Below are 21,085 nucleotides of genomic sequence, written 5' to 3'. Positions count from 1 at the left end.
AATCCATTTATTCATTCTATAATCCTGTGTTGTTTTTTGTACATCCATTTAAAATCTCCTATTAAAGTTTTTCAAGTTAACTTTAAAAACTTTAAAACTTATTTTAGAAGATTATCTCACATTTTTTAAACACTTTCTATCCAATTTCTTATTTGACGCTTACTCAATTGAAAGTAAAAGTATTATTTAAACGAGGTATAATATATGATTAGAATAATGTTTGTATGTCACGGCAACATATGTCGCTCACCAATGGCTGAATTTGTATTAAAAGATATGGTCAAAAAACATGGGATTGAAGATAACTTCTTTATAGCATCCTCTGCAACAAGCACCGAAGAGATCGGTAATCCTGTTCATAGGGGTTACAAGAGACAAGCTTTCTAAATTCGGTATTTCAACAGATGGAAAATATGCCGTTCAGCTAACTAAATTGGATTATGAAAAGTATGATTATATCATAGGAATGGACAGCTATAATATAAGAAATATTCTTAGAATAATTAGACAAGATTCTGGAAACAAGGTTACAAAGCTTCTTGATTTTTCAGATACTTCAGGGGACATTGCAGATCCCTGGTACACAGGTAATTTCGATGATACCTATGATGATATAAAAATAGGCTGTGAAGCTCTTTTAAAATACATATCAGATAAAGCTTCATCCTTGATATAACAGGAGTGAAGTAAATTCTCTTCTGTTTATATCCCTGTTAAACATTCTAGCACATAGTAGTATTTTTAAACATGTTACTAAATTATTTTTGTTGAAATAATTGTAAAACCTATGCTAAAACTCTTCTTAAAGCATAGGTTTTTTATTGATTTTGTATCTCCAGATATGTTAGCTAATTCATGTTTCATATTATCTTATTCATCTTTTATGATATCCACTTTATGTTCAAGAGCTTTAAGTACCTGAGTATTTTCATTAACTTGAGATTGCATATTCTCTAGCAACTTCAATATTTTTTCTTCATTGTTCAAACCAGATCATCCTCCCAATTAGAATTAAGAGAATTATGTCATAGAATACTTCCAAAATCCATTTACTCATTGGCATCATTAAGATTAAGTAAAAGTGGACAACATAATTTTTTATAAATTTCTAATAATAGACACTTTAAACATATTCAAATCACCACAATCATAGTACTTCTTTTCTCATTTAATCCAAATTTCATTCAAACCTATCCGCACATACTATTTCCAACAATCTCCCTCGAAACTCCTGCATAAACTTCGTATCACCCTGCAAAAAAGGAATTCCTCCAATATTCACTGTCTCTATATTCTTATACAATAGATGCTTGGAATACTCTTCCTAATTTCTGTAAGGAAAAAGCACAAAATCTCCAGATACAATCTTTTTATATCTTCCTGTTTTCTCATTTTTACTAGCAATAGCATCTTTGTACTTATTCATGGTATTAATATCCTCTTTCTTAATCTCTGGTAGCAACAAAGCTTTTACATTTCGTTTCCACTCTCTGTTACTATTTGATAATTTTTACATACAAAATGTAGGTTAATTATTGAAATCAAGCCTAAAAAAAGTATTTTTTGTGCAATATTTCTAGTAACTTTTCCTTGGTTAAAGAATTATCATCAGAATATATTCTAAATGCTAATTTCATCAGCTTACCTACATCACGGCTAGGGCTAATATTAAAACTATCAATAATATCACTAGATGTTATTGGCATACCAAGTTCTATATCCACTAAAAGTGTGCATTCAATTAATTTAGTTGATTTTTCAATAATTGCTTCTCTACTTTTTTGTACTGTACTATAATTAAGAATTTTTTTCCAATCCTGATACTTTCTTTCGGTTAACATTTCACAATCTATGTTCATTCCCATATTATTAGCAACAATATGTACAAGTTCTTCAAATTCACCTTGACTTAAATCGATACTTCTCTTTTTAATTATATCCTCAACAATTTCATCCCTAAATTCATCATTTGCTATCTGTTCCACACACCTATGTATACTTATCATAAAATTCATAGATTGAGTAATTAGTGTTTCTAAACAGCTTTTCCATTCCTCTTCATTTTGGGGATAATTTTTTCCACAAGTATCATTAAACCATTCCTCACAAATTCTAATAGTTCTCTTATCTTTATTGTTTTGTAGATTTAAATTATGAAATAGTATTGTTCTTAACCTTCCAACAATTCGTATAAGTTTACTACATTCATCTCCTTTCAAATTAAAAATTGTCATTTTCTCGATCAAACATCTCAAGGATACCTTACCACATTCATTAAACAGTTTATACAATAATGATACTAAGTATATAAAACCTAACTCATACGGTAAAACCTTAATTTCTTTATAGTATAATTCTTCAAATACTATAAATTTTGGATCAATATCTACAGCATCTTTGTTAATTTCATCCTTGTTAACAAGTATTTTATCTATATTTTGTTTTGATATAGTCTGCTCTTCTATATTCATTCTTACTTATTCCCCCAACCCTTGATAACATATGGTGATACAAAATTGAATGCAATATTTAAACCTTCATGAGTTGTATGAAGAATTGTCTCCTTAGAAGTAAATTCCTTACCGGAGAAAAACAACTCGCTTCTTATTTCAGGGGCATCTATATAAATTCTTCCACTCTTAGTCTCTTCTTTATAAGACTCAACAGTACCACTATAAACTTTTATGGTACCATCCTCATTTGATGCTAAATGGCTGGCAATTACTCTCCTTCTTCCATAAATTTCATCATTTCTTATTTCTTTATATACTTCTATACATCGTCTAAAATCTCCTAAATGAAAATAACTTAATGCCTCAATATATCTTATTGGCACATTTGCGTACTCACCATCTAACTCTATTATTTTCCTTGCTATATTATTAATCTCTTGCCAGCAAAACTTATCAAAAGGTAAAGTTTGCTTCTCATTATAAAAAATTGGTTTTCTGCTTTTTACTAACCATATTAATTGAAGTAATAAATATAAGCATCTACTATCTTTATTTATTATTTCATCAAATTCCTTAAGATATTTTATTGTAGATTTGCAAGTCTCTACTTCACTTAGATTAATTTCTTTACTCATATCTATGTTTATTAACCTTTGTCTACACATTAAATAAATACCAGCTCCAGATCCCATGTCCAAAAGCTTATTAAAAGTTTGATTTGACAATTCAGAATTTTTGCACTTATTTGACAATTCGAGTTTTCTCTTAATAAAATCTTTTCTATCTTTTACGGATGTATTCTCTGATTCAACCCTTTCAAATACACTTAGTGCATTAGCTAATATCTCCTCTTTTTCACTTTCGCCTAAAGTCTTACTATCCACTAATGAAATTGAGCTCCACCCCAGTACATCAACTGGGTAGTATGTATCTGGGTCTAGCTTTCTTGTCATATTAAAAGCTCTTTGCAGCTCGCTGGCGATATTTAACAAATACTTTTTTTTGTAATTATTATTAATATATTCTCTTAGCCGTACTCCAAGATTTGTTGCTAATTCATTATAAAGAAATCCCTTAAACTTTCTGTTACTGGTATGTTCTTCAATACTAATAGCACTTTTAATAATTTTTTCAGCATTCTCCATTGTCTTAATTTTTTCGCTTAAGTCCATGCTACTTTTATTATTTTGCTGAACATATTCTCTCATAAATGCTGCTTCTTGCAACATCAGCCTTGAATTTACTACACCATATTTTTCCCTTGCAATTTCTAATGATTTAGCAATATCCATATAGAATGACATAAATCCTCTTGAATTTTCCTTTCCATTTGGGCCAATGTTCTTAAGTAACTCCACAATAAAACTAATTTCATTGTCTTCTCCATATGCAGTTGAATTTTTAACATTTTCTATAAGTTCTTTAATTATATCAATTTGTTTTTGATAACTTCCTATTCTGTATTGAACTAATAATTTTGCTTCAACCTGATGCCGTGGGCTTATTTCAAGGTTACCATTTCTCCTCTGAGTAATCCTAAAAACATCTAATTTCTCAAATAATTTTACGATTTTTTCATTAAACCCTTTATTTATGATTCTTAGTATTAATTCAATTGGTACACTTAATCCAAACTGACCAGGTACAACTATTAATTCAGTAATCCTCTGTATTTGTATATCTATTGATTCTTCATAATCATATTTATCTTTAACCATTGCATTATCCGTAAAATTAAAATTTATTTCTTTCAGCTTTGCAATTAATAATTCAGCTAATATATTGCAGTGCTGCTCATTACCATCCATTTTCATTAAATTGGTTAAAACTTTTTCATTTTCTTGCGTTTCATCATTTATTCCTTTCCTTAAGGGTGTTTTAGTATCAGGTAATAACCTATATAATAGGACTAAAAAATTACTATCCTTAGAAAAAGTTTCTAAATCAATATTATTAGGCACTTCTTCATATACCCTATTAAGAACAGCTTTAAAGCTTTTAATTTCATTTTCATCTAAATTTACTTTTGATTCAGTATATTTAATATCTTTATTTTGATTAGTATCTTGTACTCTATAAGAACTTCCTATTATAACAACCTTTCTACCACGTGTTACTAAATAATGCTTCAAATCATTATATTGACTAATTTGATCTGCATTAACTGAATCATCCCAAAAAATAATAGTTTTTTCTGCTCCTGAATCTTCTACCCATTTACAATATCTATCAATAATTTCAAAATCCGGCTTTTGATTTTTCTTTTCAATAAACAAAATTGGTGCTATTTCTTCACATTTTAACTTATAAGCAACTTTTCCGAGTGATACTGTTTTTCCAGAACCAGCTTGACCATAAAGGATAATTAAATCACTTTCAAATGTTTGTTTTAATTGATCTTTTATAAGATTATATAGTATATGTTCAAATGTTCTACAAATATTAAATTTCCTTTTATATCCATCCCAAATAGGCCTAACGCTTGACTCAAGTAAAAAATTTTTGAATTCATCAATTATTTTAAAATGTGGCAAATCATCAATTGGAAGATTTATTGAATCATCTAACACTATAGCACTATAAATTATGTCATTATATAAGTTTTTAGGTATATTTACTCTCTTTTTATTTATGGTAACCCTTTTCAATTCTAATTGTTCATCATACGCAATTAGAGTATCATAATTAAAAATTCCTTTGCGCTCTGCTTCAAGAAGAAAATCCGAAAAACCTTCCTTATGAATTACTAACTTATCTGTCTCTATTAATTTATTAGCAAATATATTTGAACTAATATTATTTATATCACAATTAAATAAATGAACTTGATTCCTATTTAAACTATTTATTAATGGATACAAATCCTCAATTTTAATCCAATCATTATTGAAATCATATCCTTCTATAATAAGCACTCCAAATGGTGTAATTAAACTTGGAAGTCTTTTTAGTAGTTCTTTAGCCTGATCTCTAGCTTCTAATAACTCAAATTCATCTAAAGGTGGTCTCTCAGATTTTGTAATTCTACTAACATTTCCAAACAAAAATGTTCCATGCAAATTAGTTATACTTCTTAAATCATTTGGATATATTCTATTATTGATAATGGGTTTAAAAGTTCGCCACGAATTTCTAAAACATTTTGAAATAACATTGTCCACTGAAGAAGTATAAATGCTATTCCAATAGATATTCGAAATAGCATTAAGCCACTCTGGAGCGGATATTCTCTCACATCTTTTTTGTATCCATCCAAGCGTCAAATCTAATTCCATATTGTTAACTTCAGATAGCCTTAAAAACAAATTATAATTTTCTATACTAGTGTCATCATTAAAAAACTTTTGCTTTATTGCTTTTAACATTGGATTTTCGTTATTATCTATTTCAAGGTATTTCTGTCCTAAAAATAGAATCCTAGGTCCATTTTTAATTCTTTGTATTAAATCATCATTCCAATTCAATTTTTAATTCCTCCCCTGTTAGTGTTGTTGCAATAGGTGAACATTGTTTTCTAATATGCATTACAATTATTATTCTACCATAAATTTACTTTCATTAATATATCTTTCATTCCAATTGCTATAACATTTCTTATGCCACTTTCCGTAGTACCTAACCCCTTACATTATATCCCGTCAGGGGGGTAAGGTAAAATAATATCTTTTCTATCCTGATATTTTATAAGTGCATTAAAATTATTACTATAGTAGCTATAGACCTCCTCTAACTGATTTTTTATATTTTCATCACTTTCTAAATTTATAAATTCTTCAAGCTTCTTTAATACTGCACCATACTTCTTTTTCTTTAAAAGTTTTTTTATTATTTCTCTAGATTCCTTATTTTCTATTTTACAACTTGCCTTTTAAAATATATAAAATAAATCAAGTTGGTATATTTTTTGAATATTATTTTCTCTTTCTAAACTAATCCATAATGCACCATCGCCATTGAGAATAGTGTATTGGATTTCTTCTTTATTATATATCTCCTTTATACCATCATTTACTAGATCATCAAAACATTTACTCTGTTTATATCCTAAAAAATACATTATTCCTATAGTTTGATAGCTATTGCTATCTTTATTAGCCACTTTAAGTTTCTGCTTATGCTTTTTACCTTGTATCTTTAAATAGACTCCGTCTTTTTCTTGAAAGAGTATATTGGCTTCCTTTTTTCCTTTAATTTCACCTTTTAAGTATTTTGAAATTCTATCATTTTCTAACTTAATTATTTCATTCACCAACCTCTCACATCATCGTGTGTAACATTGGGTACACGGTGGTTCAATAGGAATTAATGTTTTAATAAATATATTTTGGCTATGAAAATAATTTTATTTATTCTCTTTACAGCTTTATCTATTATTCCATGATCTTCCAAATAATTCATTACCATTTGCAGAAAGTTCTAAAACTTTTGTTTCATTTAATATTTTTTGACTTTCTAAACTGTATGCTGTTTTCTTATCAAATGAAATAAAAATCTGTTTATCGAGACTTTTATATTTTCTTAATATTTTTTCTATAGCTTCATCAGATATTTGTTTTAAAACAACTGAATCATGGATTAAAATTGGTAAAGTTGTCATCTCCAATATACTTAAATCATACACTACCATACTCTTATATGAAGTACCTGTACCAGTATCATCTATGGTTTCAAAAGTATATTGATTCTTATCAAAGGTAATAATAGGTGGTTTCTTTTTTCTAGAATATATGTAATCATTTATTTCCTGCATTTTAGAATTTACACTATTTTGCAGTTGATGTAGTTGTTCTGTCTTCATATTATCCCTTCTAAGTTTTGTATCATTTCTTGCAACAGTGAGACCATTCAATTTCTCATATGTATTATTCTGATTTTCTAATTCTTCAATCCTTTTCTGCAAATTTGAATATTTCATTAAAATTGACTTCGAACAATTAGGCATCTTAATAATTTCTTTAATATTTGTTTCAATTTTAACTATTTCAGCTTGTGAAATAGAAAGCAATTTGCTTAATTCTTCTTTCTTTTGTTTTAATTCAGACCTCAACACTTTTCTTATTTCCTGATGAAATTTTTCTACTTCTAAAATACTTTTTATATTTGTATTAGGGAAAAATCTCAATAAATCATCAAATTGTTCTAACTTCAAGTTAGAATTTTGTTTAATATTATTATTTATAACTGTGAGTTGAGAATAAAGTCTATTTTTTTGTCTTTTGACAGTTGATAAACGTTGCTTTAATTTTATTACCTCCTCAGCTTTAATTGAATCTAAATCTAATAAGTTATTATCTAAGTCCTTACAAATTTTATCTTTCTCTTTATCAAGTATAACTAGTTCTTTTGAATTTGTATTATACTGTCTTTTCCCAATATGTGGTAAAAAGCTGTATTTTTGAGCTTTTTTAAATGCACTTAACTCTGACTCCTTTTTCTTAAGCAGCAATTCTAACTCCGAAATCACACTATATAAGTCAAATAATTTCAATAATGCATTAGTTGGTGCTCCTGCAGGTTCATTATGTACAATATCTAAGGGACGCTTTTCATTTAAATTATCTTTTCCATATATTCTTGCATATCTACCAACAATATCACGAAAACTAATATCATAAAGTTCTATATCATACATTTGCTTTAAAAAATCACAATAATTTGTAAGCGTAATATTATATAAAACATTATATTTCTCATCACACTTGCTCACATTTTCTAAATCATCAGTATTTCTTAAAAAATAATATTTGTCTTTGCCAAAAATAAAACAAAACTTAATTATATGCTTTCCAACATTTCTTTGAATATCAGTTGACTTCAATATATAGTCTTTTCCACCAAATACATAATCTACTATCATTAAGAAGGTAGATTTTCCTATAGAATTACTTCCAAGGTCATCTCCTAAAACAGTATTTAGACTATCATGAAATTCTATTCTCTTTTGCTTAAATTGTTCACAAATGATCTCATACAACATAATAAATTCTCCTTAATTTATTATTATATTCTATTTTGTTAAGTGCATATAAGCACTCTACTGTATCAATAAATTCTGTAATATCATTAAAGTGAGTAATTACATGTTCATATAATTCATAAATAGTTAAATACTTCTTTTGTTCTAAAATTTTTAATATAATAGGGAATTTACTAATTATACTTTCGCCATAATTAAATAATTTATTTGGTAATTTCATGAAACACCTCACAATTCTGAACAAAATATGAAATTATAGCTTCGCATGCTTCTTTTGAAGAGCCTACTACTTTTGACTGTAACCATTCTACTAAAGATTCAAATATTTCACTTTTATTCGTAATTTCTTTTTCACACTTCAAAAAAGTTGTCTTTATTTCAGATGCAATTAATTCAAAATCTATTTTCCCGGTTTGATCCAAATCTTGAAATGTTTCTTTTATAAAATTAAAGAAAGAACAAACATAACCTTCTATTTTTATTTTTAATAAAGCATATTCATCTTCAATTTTATTAGAAACTTTTAATGCTTTGTATTCTAATCTCATCTTTTCTAATGTTTTTCCATCAATTTTAGAAAGTGCATTGATTACTAAAATTATTTCTTGCTCTAAATCCTGATGAGAAACAGCTATTTTCGCTTTAGAAGTACTAAGTAAGCCTTTTTTTATTCTAAGTAAATTTATGTATTCTTCTTTGGTTTTATGATCATCATAATATCCATGGCAATCTTTACATAATGCAATTTTATTTTGAAAATCTTCACAGTTAGTACCAAGTCTTTCAAGCCCTTCAAGTTCCTTTATTTCATCAATTGTTGGACTATTAGGATAAATATGTGCTATCTGATACTTTTTATTCATTCTTTTTCCTTTGCCCAATAGTAAATATTCCCCACACAAAGGGCATATCCCACCTACCTCCAATAAGTATGCATTGTCCATATTATCTGTAATTCCAATTCTTTCTATTAGATATGGATCGTTTAACTTTCTTTTCTCCAAACATGATCACCTCCAACTTATCATCATATGAATTTTTAATATTTAAACTGTTATTGTCAAATCAACATTCTTATCCATCCATATCAATGTACCTTTCTTATTTAACTTTCACTTTTTTACTAAGAAATAAAATACCATAACCTTTTCTTCCTAAATTTGCTCTGTTCAAAAAGTATACCGATTTTTTAACATATCCATTTTCATAAAAACTATATTGTAATTATATAAAAATTTCTTTATGATAATTTTCCAACCTTGACATTATTACTCTTTTATACATTGGTTATATATTTCATTATATAAAGCTTCTACATACTTATCTATTATTTAGCTACCTACCTATAATTTTATTAAAATTATACGCTCAATACTATTCTCCAATAATCTCCCTCAAAAACTCCTCCATGAGCTTCGTAGCCCTCGGCAAAAAAGGAATTCCACCAATATTCACAGTATCTATACTCTTATACAACGGATGCTCACAATATTCTTCCTCATCCTCATAAGGGAAAAGCACAAAAGCTCCAGATACAATTTTTTCATATCTTCCTGTTTCCTCATTGTTATGCACTATAGCATCCCTGTACCTATGCATAGTATTAATATCCTCCTCTTTAGGCCCTGGGGTTTTATTATGTTTTTCATAACTGCTGCCTTTTGAAGCTCCATCCAGCTTATATTTGGCATCAAAAATGTAATTGTAAGTTGCCTTTTCACCTATCTTATCTATAGCCAAAACATTGTCTGGTTTTTGCCCTACAGTTTCTGACGGCATCTTTGAATTATAAGAAAGCACAAATCTTTCACCATTTTCAGGATTTTCATAAACTACTTTAGATTCCACTCCCTTTTTTAAAGCTACAAAAATTCCATTGTTTTTTACTTTTACCGTATCATTAGAGATTAAATTATAGTTTTTTCTGAGTATTCCATTTATCTTTATAAAACACCAGTATTCATAAAGCAGCGGCAAATCCTTTATATTGAGCCTGAATAATTCTCCATTTAAAGTCAATCCCTTTTGAAGCATCAAATAATACTTATAAACATCATTGTAACCCACAGCCATTTTAAAAACCATAGATAAATTTTCTCTAAAATGGTATTGTCCTACATCCTTTAAAAATGTGGAAGTCAAATATTTATTCATTGTTTTTGCAAAACCTTCCAACCTTGAAATAAATGAGCTGTCTTCTATTCTTTCAAGCTTAAAATATCTTTTTCTAAGCTCCTTCAACTTAAATAAAATACTCTTCACAATAAATTTCAAAAATCTATTTTCATTAGTATCTAAAGTCACCTTTTTTCTAACCTCTAGAGCTTCTACAGGAAGAAACTTATCCTTCTTTTTTACAAGTTTTTCAGGTCTCTTTTCCAGCCACTTTATAGTTTCACTTGTTGCATTTTTCAATTTATGATAAGAAACAACCTTCCTTTCATTAACCAATAAATGATGAGGCATAGTTGTTATCGTTTTTAATGCCTTTTTTAACTTTTCAAAGATATAATTTAAAATGCTGTAATATTCACTTAAAGAATCTCCTTTATGCTTACTCAGTCCGCCTAAGGAATAAGTCCTTTTAAGAAAGTCAAAGGCTAAATTATAAATTTCTTCATTTACATCACTGCGAATAGCTATATAATCTTTTCTATAATCTATTTTTGCAGGAAACACTTCTACTTGTATAATAAAATGATCTTTTCCATTTACCTTTATTACTAAATCAGAATATCCTATTTCTCCTTTAAAGGTTACAATACCACTTAAACTGCCGCTTCTATTTTTAGTTATTTTGTTTCTTATATCTTTATTTTCATGGTAAAAGCTTAGATCTATATCTTTATCCTTCTTTTCTATTAACAATTCATAATTTTCATATTCAAAGAAATAAGCTTTTTTTGTATAAACAATTAAATTTACTCCTTTTTCCTCATAACTTATTGAATATCCCCTGCCATCTACGTCTTTATCATCTATTTCACAATTTCTGTTTTTTCCTTTTATAGTGAAATAGATTTTATCCGTTTCTAAATACAACAGTTCTTCTTTTGGTCTACCAGAAGGTTGTAAATCCATCTCTATTAAACCTCCTGAGCATCTTCAATATTTTTTCAGAGGATATAGGATATTTACAGGAAATCTTTTCTCCATCATAATCCTTTTTAAGACTTTTCTTAACCTTCTCCAAATATTGGGTCAGTTCTTCTAAAGTATTTTCATCTATATAATCAGAATCAAGGTTTCCTTTTTTCATTTGAGAGCAGTGTAAAAATAATTTAAATAAGCATTTTTCAATTTCTTCACCACTGCCTCCAATTCTAGGCAGTATCTTTTGTTTTATCTCATAATCTAAAGCATGATTAAAATCCATTATTTCTTCATACACTGCATAAATCACATAAAAAACTATTTCATCTCTGACTCTGTAGGCAAACTGCATGTCACATTCTTTTAAAATTTTATTTATTTCTACAAGTTCATCTATAACAGCTTTAGCTGTATCCTTCCTTTTGCTGCACTCAGATATCTTTATATATTCTGAAAGAAGAAGTCTATTTGGGTAAATCTTAGGTTGTATTTGAGCTTTTTCTCTATCAAAATCATAATCCAAATTAACTTCATTAAATTCTATAGTATTCGCTCTATCCAACACCTTTTTACTGAATGGAAAGGTTGTTTCATCCATATTTACTGTACCAATTATATATAAATTTTCTGGTATATATAAATCTTCAAAGCTTTTTACTGCATCTTTATCTCCAGCAAAAAGCTCTCTTCTTATAAGCTTGTCTGTTTTTATTTCTCCATTTTCATTATTTCTTGTTTCCATTATAGACAATATGTCACTGAAGTAATATTCCACTCTAGCTAAATTCATTTCATCCAAACATACAAAGTAAGGTATTTCCTTATGTTCTGCAGCTTTACGAATTATATTTGTAAGTATTCCAGGCTGAAACTTTCCTTCTATATTTCTATACCCTATTAATTCCGATGCATCAGACCAATCTGGTCTTACTGGTATTAAATTATAAGTTTCATCCTCTCTTGAAGCTCCTAAAGCCTTAGCAAACAGCTCCACCAATTTACTTTTGCCCGTTCCAGAAATTCCATATAGAATAACAAAAGGTTTAGTTTTTAAGGACAAGTATAAATTTTTTATAATATCCCTGCTGTATTCATAACCTTCTGCTGCTATGTAATTATAAATGTATTCCTCTACAGCTTTACTTTCAAAGTTTTTTTCTAATCTTGAGATTTTATTTGATATTGCTGTTTCCAATGTGTCAGTTTCTTCATTTCTTACTGTAGCTACAGTTTCCTTTTTGCTGTGTAATTCCCCATTTTCTCCTAAACCCTTATCCAAATAGTATTTATTGAGCTTGTGATTTAAAATGTCTTTTAGGTTTTCCTTGTCTTCTTCGGTAAATTCATTCCAAAGCTCTGTATTAAAACTTAAGTATTCAACATCATCTACGTGCTCCTTAAATATATAATCTTCTTTACTTATAACATTATAAGGATTTTCATTCATTACCTTTCTTACAGTATTTACTTGTAAGTTTTCTATACTCCTTTGAATTTCTGAATCTGAAGTTTCTACTGATAATCCTTTTTTATGGTTTTCTATGTAAAAGTCCTTGATATATGAACAAATATCGTCATATACAGCTTTTCCTTCAAAGTCTGCTAGTTCTAAAAGAGCTATTAGTAAAACAAGCTTATAGCTTTTTTGATACTTGTTTACAAGATTTTCTTCTTTATTTCCAATGTAATCAAAAAATTTTTCTTTTAATGCTGCATTATCTTCTGATGCAGCCACTGAAACTTCTTTTAAATTGTTTTTTTCTGCATTAGGTAGCTCTGTAAAACTGTAATTATCATCAACAATTAGCTCAATTCTAAAAGTATTAAGCTTATCCGTTTTATAAAATTCTATATATTCTTGCGGTTTTTCTATGTTTGTATCTTCATTATACTCAAATATGTACTTATAGCTTTTATACAATTTTTCTTTTAAATATTCTGTAGTTTCTTTCTTAAATCCTATGTTATATATGTTATCTTTACCATTTACACCAACATGTCTAAATATTGCTGTGAACTCTTTATTATCAATTAAAATTGTTATAGTTACTCCTTGTCCCTTTTCTAGGCTATCTTTTTTCAATACATACAAAAAATCTTTTACTAATAAATAAGGTATCGTAGTTTTTCCATCTAGCAACGATTTATCTACTAATTTTTTACCTATTATATCTTCTCCACTAACTTCTATCCATCCACCTGATCTGCCTTCCACAATTTCACCTGCTTGTCAAATTTATTTATGATAGTCATATTAATTACTCTTTTTACATAAAATTTGAAATTATACTATTATTTTATAACATTTTCATCTCTTTTTACAGTAAAAAAATGGAGATAAATACATCTACTATCCCTCCTTACTTCAAAAGTTCTATTTTAAATGGCAGCTCACTGTCCAGTACATACGTATAATTATTCTATAAAATTATCACTAGCTTTAAAATATAAAATAATACGAATCCTTAAGATACCTTTCATCATATTTAACTGCCATCTTCCACAACTTATTTTTAACTACATTAATAGAAACTTCCCCTTTCTTATACCTATCAATGCTCCTAAGAAAACCTTCCTTTTCTTTACTATCCACTATATTTTTAAAATATCCCCATACATGCAGTGCAGCATTTATTGAATTACCCGGTATAACTTCCTCTTTCATAGCTTCATCTATATAATTATAAAATTGAACAACAGGGTAATTCTTTTTATCCTTAAGCAAATTTCTTATTTCTAAATAAATTTTAGGTGAACTTTCTAAAACAGTATACTTATACTTGCTCCATTCATTTTCAAGCTTGCTAATTCTTTTATCCCTGGTTATGGAATTTATACATTTTACTGCTGAAAGGTTCTTATCTTTCACTTCAAGCATTATATCTATATCTTCTCTTTCCAAGCTTCCATAAAAATCAACAAATCTATCTACTGCTATGGTATTTGAATGTGAGCCCGGTTTCTTTGAAATATCCTGCTGTGAATAATGGATTTTCTGATATCCATCTTTATCCTTCCATGTATTTTTACATTCATTTATCCAGTACAATTCACTTTTATCCTCATTGCATGGATTGATTTCATTATGCAAATTGTCAAAAATAACTGGTATACCTAGCTTTGTTCCTATTTCAATCACATCATTTATATTATAGGATTTATCATCATTTTCAATAACAAGTCTTCTCTTCACCCTATCATCCAAATTTACATAATTGCTTATAAATCTATTTATTGCTTGCTTCTTGTCATTATAAACCCCACCAATATGAAGCACTATTTTATTCTCTGCATTAACTCCGAGGCTATCTAAAACTTTAGAATGATAATTCAAATCTTCCACTGCTCTGTTTACTACATCTTTATTTGGAGAATTAAGCACAGTATATTGTCCAGGATGCATTGAAACCCTAATATTGTTCTCTCTGATCTTCCTACCAATTTTAGAAAATTCATTAGAGAATATATCCCACCAATGCAGCTTATTTAAAGGACTTGATCCAAAAGATATTAAATCAGAACTAATTCTAAAGAGATGTATACTATTTTTTATGTTATACGCAATCATATTTTCAAGAGATTTCAAATTATGTTCTATTATATCTAATAACTTCTCATCACATACATTTTTAGCATTACAGCTTTTTAAATTAGTATTTAAAATTCCTATAGTTAAACATGCATACCCTATACTCATCCTATCCACATCCCTCTCTCATTGAAACTATAGTACTTTATTTGTCATTTTTTCACCTACTTGCAAGATATATTTAGTTTAGTCATATTAATTACTTATATACCATAGAGTTTCAAATTATACTGCTATTTTGTGAACCCTATGACGGATACAATGTATTTAAAATAGAAGTTATCCAGAAGTTACCACTGCAAGTGAAGAAGTTGGAAAGTTTATGTTTCCTCCTGGGGGATCATTTTTAATTTTCTTGTCAAATCCTGAAACACCTACTCAGTCTGCCAAAGCAACTGTTGGTTATGCGTGGTGGGAAGAAAAGATAATGTGCTAATAACTATAATAATATAGATAAATTATCTAGAATAGCTACTATTATGCACAGCATAAGGACTCTAAATCGCTGAAGCTCAAGAGTTCTAATATCTCCTACTTTGATAGAAGTGGGAGTGTTACAGTAGGTAGCCATCAGATAAATAGCAGCAAATCTTGTTCGTTTCACTTTCAATTTTTGAAAAGCCACATTTACTTTATATTTCAACTAATCAATATTTATATACTTTGCAAAATTGTAAGATATCAATATTCTTTCCATAATTGCTTTTTTATCTTTAAAAAATAAGTTATCTGTATACCATAATAGTTTCATTTTCATCTCCTTTTACAGTAAAAAAATGGAGATAAACAGTAACTCTTCTACAAAAGCTTATAAAACTTCTGAAAGTTAAAACTTATCTCCATTATCATGTATTCCTTTAAAATACTATTTTTATTATGTATTCTCTTCCATCTCCACTACTTCCCCAAAAATCTTTAAGTATTTTCTTATATTCATTTGAAACTTTTAAGCCATCACTTCTATTTTTCATACTTACCAAGGTGACATTTACAATTTCATTATTTTCATCTGCTATAGTTACATTAATATCTTCATTCTGCTTGGTTTTTAATAATTCTAAAACATCTGGTGCTCCGTTAATTGGTTTAAAATGCTTTAACCATAATACACTATCACAATGTTTTACTTTATACTCATATATCTTATTGAATTGAATTATTATAGAATCTTCTTTTTTATTTATATTAGACTCTGGATCTGCTGCTCTTTTATATGAATCTTTAATTTTATCTACTGGTAAGGCAATCTGTCCTTCTACAATATCACCAACAAATGTTCCGCTGCCATTATATATTTTATATACAGTATAAGCTGCAATTAATGCATCTAGGAAATCATCCTTATACTTCTTATTTATATTTTGAAGATAATCTCTAATTCCAGTAAAGCCTTGTCCCTCAACAACATTTATTCTCTCATTTATTCCTTTTTCAGTGTTTTTATTGGATAGAAGTTTTCCTGAAAGAACTGTAAAACAAGCATGAGGAAATACTTCAACCATTCCTCTATCTTTCTTTTCATTTAAATTGCTTTCATTTAGTAATTCAAGTCCTTTTTCTTTTAGAATATTGTACGCTTTGAATCCTATTTCCATCCAAGATAAATAGTTTTTACTTCTTACTATTTCCATAGACGATGGAGTAGAAAATGGATTTATACCTCTTCTCGATAACTCGTACTCTGAAACTTTTTTATTATAATGTCCATTAATTTTTCTACCTAGCTTATTTCTATATACTTCATCATTCATTAAGCCTTGATTTAGATTATATGGTGCATCTACTCCTATTAAAGTTATAGGAGTACTCATTATATATTCTTTTAATTCATTTAAGTTCATATTTTTCAATAAATTTACATTGAAATTCTCATCTATTTCTGCAATTGACAGAGTTCTTAAATGTACATCTATACCACAAAATTTCATTTTCTCTCCTCAAAATTTTCCTGTTTTGGTACTGCTGCTGTGGACATTTCAATAAAATTTACCAACTGATCTGTAATCCCTTTTTCTTTTCCTAATCTATCAATGAATTTTACTTATTCCATATGTAAAGAACCCTCAAGTACATCATCAAACACTCAAAGGCTCTACTTGGAAAAATTAAGAATTTTTCAAACTTCTGAATTCATTATTGTTTTTGTCCATTTAGGTAGATTCTTATCATACCATATCATTTTCCCATTTCTTATAGATATCACTAGTTTAAATATATCTGTGTTATCATAAATATTAATTTCATCACATAATTCATTAACATTAAGTAAGTTATTTAAAGATTCACTATATCTTCTTTCTATATCTTTATCAGGTATTCCATGCCCACCCCTACTAACTCCCGCAAATATTATATATGTTGGCATACTACTTACCTATAACCTTTTCTGCCTCTCTTTGAAGCACTAAATTAGAAAGCATAGCATAAAAATCCTGTTCTTCTTTACATTTAGCTTTTCTAAACAAATCCATTAAATCATTGTAAGAATAATTTAAAAATATATCATATAATTTTTCATTATTATTCTTCATTTAAACATACCTCCACAAAAACACTTTAGCATTATATAAAAACATTTTTTACACCTCTATTATATCCTATTCTCATAATCTAAACATAGTATCTTCACAATATTTCTTAACCAAATCTATTCCTCCTAAAAAGTACACACCCCTACCTAAAAATACATTAACAATTATATTTTTTAAATTACCCCTTTATTAGCCGCTCCCATAATCCCCGCAGGCATCTCTTCCTTCAATCTCCACACAAAGCTAATAGGCATGCTTCCTCTGTGACTTACATACTCTGCCTCTCCCAAATAAGTGTAAGGTGCAGCTAAACCATCCTTCTTCTTATTTTCTCTAACAAATAAAACTATTTTATTACCTGTTTTGAAATGATTAATATACCTTTGTCCTGTTTCACTTTCTAAACTGGTTCTACTTTGACTTTGCCAGTGGAACAACCTCTCATTAATGGCATAGTCCTCATAAAGAGTAGAAGGAGAATAATCCTTTTCTGATTTATTTAAGGTTATAAAAAATGCATCTACTTTCATTTCTCTAAAATACTTTACTCCTTCTCTAAAGGATGGCTTTTTATTTTCATTAAAATATCCAAAGGCGGCCATAATCTGATCTATAGAATAATTGCAATGTAAATCTAATGGAACAGAGCCTCCTAAATCCACAGTTTTATCTATAAAGTCAATATGTAAGTAATTATAATTAAGAATTTCTACAGCTTCTTCTATTAATTCCTTATTATTAGAACAAAGGTTATATAAAGCCTCTGCAAAGGATTTATAACCTATTTTTTCTGGAGGTTCCATATAAAAACTGTAATATAACATTCCAAGCATATGTTTTTCTTCTTCATCTAAATTGCTAGTGTCCAATTTAGATTTTAAAGTTAACACTTTTATCATAAACTCTATAAGTTTTCTTGAGTTAATATGAAACAGGTTTTTCATTTTCTTTGTAAGAAGTACTTCATCCTTGTCTACATAGTCATCTATTAACCCTGCTTCAACTTTCATTCTAGAAAAACTTCTGTCTCCATTTTTACCATAAACATCAACTAAACTGTAATTATAATAATCTAAAAGGTTTCCTAGTGTTGGCTTTTTGTAAGTGTCACCTTCAAAGTATTTCAATTTACTTATAAGGCTTGCTTTTGTCAATTTAGCTCCCTTTATATTTCTTAATATATACTCCTTAGCTTGTTTTTCTAAATGTATATAGCAGCCTTTAGGTAAATTTAGAAATCCATTGTTTATACTATATTCTACTGAATGTTTTGATTTACCAATAAGTGCTTTAAATTTTTGCTCAAAGTCATAGTTTTTATGAGCCTGACCTACAAAGTCCAGTACTGTTAAACATTCTTTTCCTTCACATAATCTAAGACCTCTTCCAAGCTGCTGCAAAAATACTGTTAAGCTTTCTGTTGGTCTTAAAAACAGCACTGTATTTACTTCTGGTATGTCTACACCTTCATTATATAAATCTACTGTAAATATAAACTTCACTTCACCTGATATAAGTCTTCTTTTGGCATTATTTCTTTCTTCACTGCTACTTTCTCCAAGTACTGCCATAGAAGAAATGCCTTTGCTGTTAAACCTATCTGCCATATATTTAGCATGTTCTACACTTACACAAAAGCCTAGTCCCACAACCTCATCAATATCTGTAACATATTTATACAAACTGCTTATTATTCCACTTACTCTAATATCATTACTGGTATATACATTTTGAAGCTCATTTTTATCATATCCGCCTCTAGTCCATTTAAGCTTAGATAAATCCACACTATCTGATACTGCAAAGTATTGAAATGGGCTTAAAAGCTTTTTGTCTATGGCTTCTGATAACCTCATTTCAGCTGCTATTCTATCATCAAATCGTTCCAGTACATTTTTGCCATCCATTCTCTCTGGAGTAGCTGTTAATCCTAAAAGTATCTTTGGAGCATAATAATCCAAAAGTTTTTTATAGGAAGGTGCTTCTGCATGATGAAACTCATCTACAATTATAAAATCATAAAAATCAGAAGTAGTTTTTTCATAAAGCTTTGAAGAATTAAAGCTTTGTATACTCATAAACAGGTGATCCAAAGACTCTGGTATATTTCCGCCTACATATAAATCGCCAAAATTATTATCCTTTAATATAGCTCTAAAGGTATCTCTACTCTGCTTTAATATTTCTTCTCTATGAGCTATAAATAAAAGCCTATTTTTCTCTTTTCTATTTTCTTTTGCAAAGTCCTTATAATCAAAGGCTGCTATAACTGTTTTCCCAACTCCTGTAGCTGCTACTATAAGGTTTTTACATCTTCCATATAGTGTTCTTTCTGCCTTAAGTTTTTCTAATATTTCCTTTTGATAATAGTAGGGATGTATATCTAAACTAAATATAGTATTGTCATTACTATCAGTTTTACTTTCCTTTTTTAAAGAAGTTATAAGCCTTTTCTTATCCCCTTCAAGTTCTCCATTAAAACTATTAAACTCATCATCATTCCAGTAGCTTTCAAACGTTGCCTGAAACTTTTTAATAATATCAAAGGAATCTTTCTCCGTAACTTTTATATTCCATTCAAGTCCAGAGGTTAGTGCTGCATTAGATAAATTAGAAGATCCTATATAAGCTGTAGTAAAACCTGTTTCCCTTTTAAAAAGATAAGCCTTTGCATGAAGCCTTGTTCTATCAGTATCATAGGATATTTTTATTTCAGTGTTTTTAAGCTTGCTAAGTTCTTCAATAGCTTTATAATCAGTAGCTCCCATATAAGAAGTAGTAATAATTCTAAGCTTATGATCTTCCCCTTCTGTAAATTCTTTGAGCTCTTCAATTATGCATCTCAAGCCGCTCCATTTAATAAAGGACACCAACATATCAATAGAATCACAGCACAATATCTCTTTTTTTATTTCACTCATCATGTCTGGCTCCTGCTTTGAACCAGTGAAAAGTGAACTTTGAGAAAGTGAAGTTACTGGTCTTACTGCCTTATTTTCCTTAACAGCTTTAATGCTATTTATTTTTGAATACAAAGCCGTAAGCATTTCCCCTTCTTCATCAATTTTTAACCCAGTAACGTTTTTCTCATGGACTAATTTGCTTAAACTTTTTATAAGCTCATTGCAAGCCTTTATTTGTGAAATCAAAGCTTCCTTATCATTCTTTTTATTACTTTCCCTTATAAATCTTAAACACTTTTTAACTACAGAAGATATATAGCTTGTGAGTATAGTTTTAGCTTCTTCTACATCTATAGTTTCCTTTTCAAGAACATATTTATCTAAATCTAATTCTTTTAGCTTATTTTTAAGATCTTCATATATTACCTGCTCATAGACCCCGTCCTTTATCACAGTTGACACTCCCTGCTACTTTCCAATTTACATTCATATGTGCATATTATAACTTATTCTTACCTTTTTATCAAAAATAAGGTACA

The 21,085-nt window shown here is 28.5% G+C and carries 15 protein-coding genes and 1 pseudogene; 2 read left to right on the top strand and 14 right to left on the bottom strand.

From position 1 onward, the window contains the following. Window positions 1-204 precede the first annotated feature (204 nt). Window positions 205-676 (top strand): annotated as a pseudogene (locus tag CLCOS_RS13595) (low molecular weight protein-tyrosine-phosphatase). Window positions 677-1,324: 648 nt separating this feature from the next. On the opposite strand, the gene CLCOS_RS21525 reads toward CLCOS_RS13595, so the two are convergent. From CLCOS_RS21525 to uvsE, 10 genes are all read right to left on the bottom strand, one after another. Beyond that, the gene (locus tag CLCOS_RS21525) at window positions 1,325-1,462 is read right to left on the bottom strand and encodes a nuclease domain-containing protein (RefSeq protein WP_275507176.1); all 138 of its coding nucleotides are present in this window, start codon (window positions 1,460-1,462) and stop codon (window positions 1,325-1,327) included. An 85-nt stretch (window positions 1,463-1,547) separates the two neighbouring features. Next, a complete protein-coding gene (locus CLCOS_RS13590) occupies window positions 1,548-2,471 on the bottom strand; it encodes a hypothetical protein (protein ID WP_063600300.1) in 924 nt (307 codons plus the stop codon). A gap of 2 nt (window positions 2,472-2,473) precedes the next feature. Then, entirely contained in the window at window positions 2,474-5,917 is a 3,444-nt protein-coding gene (locus tag CLCOS_RS13585) for a hypothetical protein (RefSeq protein WP_063600299.1), read from the bottom strand. Between the two features lie 404 nt (window positions 5,918-6,321). Next, the gene (locus tag CLCOS_RS13580; RefSeq protein WP_063600298.1) at window positions 6,322-6,702 is read right to left on the bottom strand and encodes a UPF0236 family transposase-like protein; all 381 of its coding nucleotides are present in this window, start codon (window positions 6,700-6,702) and stop codon (window positions 6,322-6,324) included. 114 nt (window positions 6,703-6,816) lie between these two features. Further along, window positions 6,817-8,430 carry a DUF2326 domain-containing protein gene (locus CLCOS_RS13575; protein ID WP_063600297.1) on the bottom strand — a complete coding sequence of 538 codons (1,614 nt, stop codon included), beginning with the start codon at window positions 8,428-8,430 and terminating at the stop codon, window positions 6,817-6,819. Beyond that, window positions 8,420-8,650 carry an ABC-three component system middle component 7 gene (locus CLCOS_RS13570; RefSeq protein ID WP_063600296.1) on the bottom strand — a complete coding sequence of 77 codons (231 nt, stop codon included), beginning with the start codon at window positions 8,648-8,650 and terminating at the stop codon, window positions 8,420-8,422. The genes CLCOS_RS13575 and CLCOS_RS13570 overlap by 11 nt, the downstream gene beginning before the upstream one ends. Beyond that, window positions 8,634-9,434 carry an ABC-three component system protein gene (locus CLCOS_RS13565; RefSeq protein ID WP_063600295.1) on the bottom strand — a complete coding sequence of 267 codons (801 nt, stop codon included), beginning with the start codon at window positions 9,432-9,434 and terminating at the stop codon, window positions 8,634-8,636. The genes CLCOS_RS13570 and CLCOS_RS13565 overlap by 17 nt, the downstream gene beginning before the upstream one ends. A gap of 370 nt (window positions 9,435-9,804) precedes the next feature. Then, window positions 9,805-11,511: a restriction endonuclease-like protein gene (locus CLCOS_RS13560; protein ID WP_063600294.1), complete on the bottom strand. Its 1,707-nt coding sequence runs from the start codon at window positions 11,509-11,511 to the stop codon at window positions 9,805-9,807. Further along, window positions 11,489-13,738 (bottom strand): McrB family protein, encoded by a 2,250-nt coding sequence (locus CLCOS_RS13555; protein ID WP_063600293.1) that lies wholly within the window; start codon window positions 13,736-13,738, stop codon window positions 11,489-11,491. The genes CLCOS_RS13560 and CLCOS_RS13555 overlap by 23 nt, the downstream gene beginning before the upstream one ends. Window positions 13,739-13,963: 225 nt before the next feature. Continuing rightward, window positions 13,964-15,220: a UV DNA damage repair endonuclease UvsE gene (gene uvsE / locus CLCOS_RS13550; RefSeq protein WP_063600292.1), complete on the bottom strand. Its 1,257-nt coding sequence runs from the start codon at window positions 15,218-15,220 to the stop codon at window positions 13,964-13,966. A 214-nt stretch (window positions 15,221-15,434) separates the two neighbouring features. Here uvsE and CLCOS_RS22825 point away from each other — a divergent pair, with 214 nt between their 5' ends. Beyond that, window positions 15,435-15,548 (top strand): hypothetical protein, encoded by a 114-nt coding sequence (locus tag CLCOS_RS22825; RefSeq protein WP_343217899.1) that lies wholly within the window; start codon window positions 15,435-15,437, stop codon window positions 15,546-15,548. 421 nt (window positions 15,549-15,969) lie between these two features. Here the strand turns inward: CLCOS_RS22825 and CLCOS_RS13545 are convergent, their stop codons facing one another. The 4 genes from CLCOS_RS13545 to CLCOS_RS13535 all read right to left on the bottom strand — a co-directional run bounded on the left by CLCOS_RS13545 (window position 15,970) and on the right by CLCOS_RS13535 (window position 20,996). After that, on the bottom strand, window positions 15,970-17,040 hold the full coding sequence (locus CLCOS_RS13545) for a DUF429 domain-containing protein (protein WP_063600291.1): 1,071 nt from the start codon (window positions 17,038-17,040) through the stop codon (window positions 15,970-15,972). A gap of 188 nt (window positions 17,041-17,228) precedes the next feature. Next, the gene (locus CLCOS_RS13540) at window positions 17,229-17,477 is read right to left on the bottom strand and encodes a hypothetical protein (protein ID WP_063600290.1); all 249 of its coding nucleotides are present in this window, start codon (window positions 17,475-17,477) and stop codon (window positions 17,229-17,231) included. Between the two features lies 1 nt (window position 17,478). After that, window positions 17,479-17,643: a hypothetical protein gene (locus tag CLCOS_RS22500; RefSeq protein WP_023163223.1), complete on the bottom strand. Its 165-nt coding sequence runs from the start codon at window positions 17,641-17,643 to the stop codon at window positions 17,479-17,481. A gap of 173 nt (window positions 17,644-17,816) precedes the next feature. Continuing rightward, on the bottom strand, window positions 17,817-20,996 hold the full coding sequence (locus tag CLCOS_RS13535) for a DEAD/DEAH box helicase (RefSeq protein ID WP_063600305.1): 3,180 nt from the start codon (window positions 20,994-20,996) through the stop codon (window positions 17,817-17,819). Window positions 20,997-21,085: the final 89 nt, after the last annotated feature.

Origin of the sequence: Clostridium coskatii (genome assembly GCF_001675205.1) — a bacterium.
GTDB classification, from domain to species: Bacteria; Bacillota; Clostridia; order Clostridiales; family Clostridiaceae; genus Clostridium_B; species Clostridium_B ljungdahlii.
This window is presented reverse-complemented; position numbering and strand designations above follow the sequence as displayed.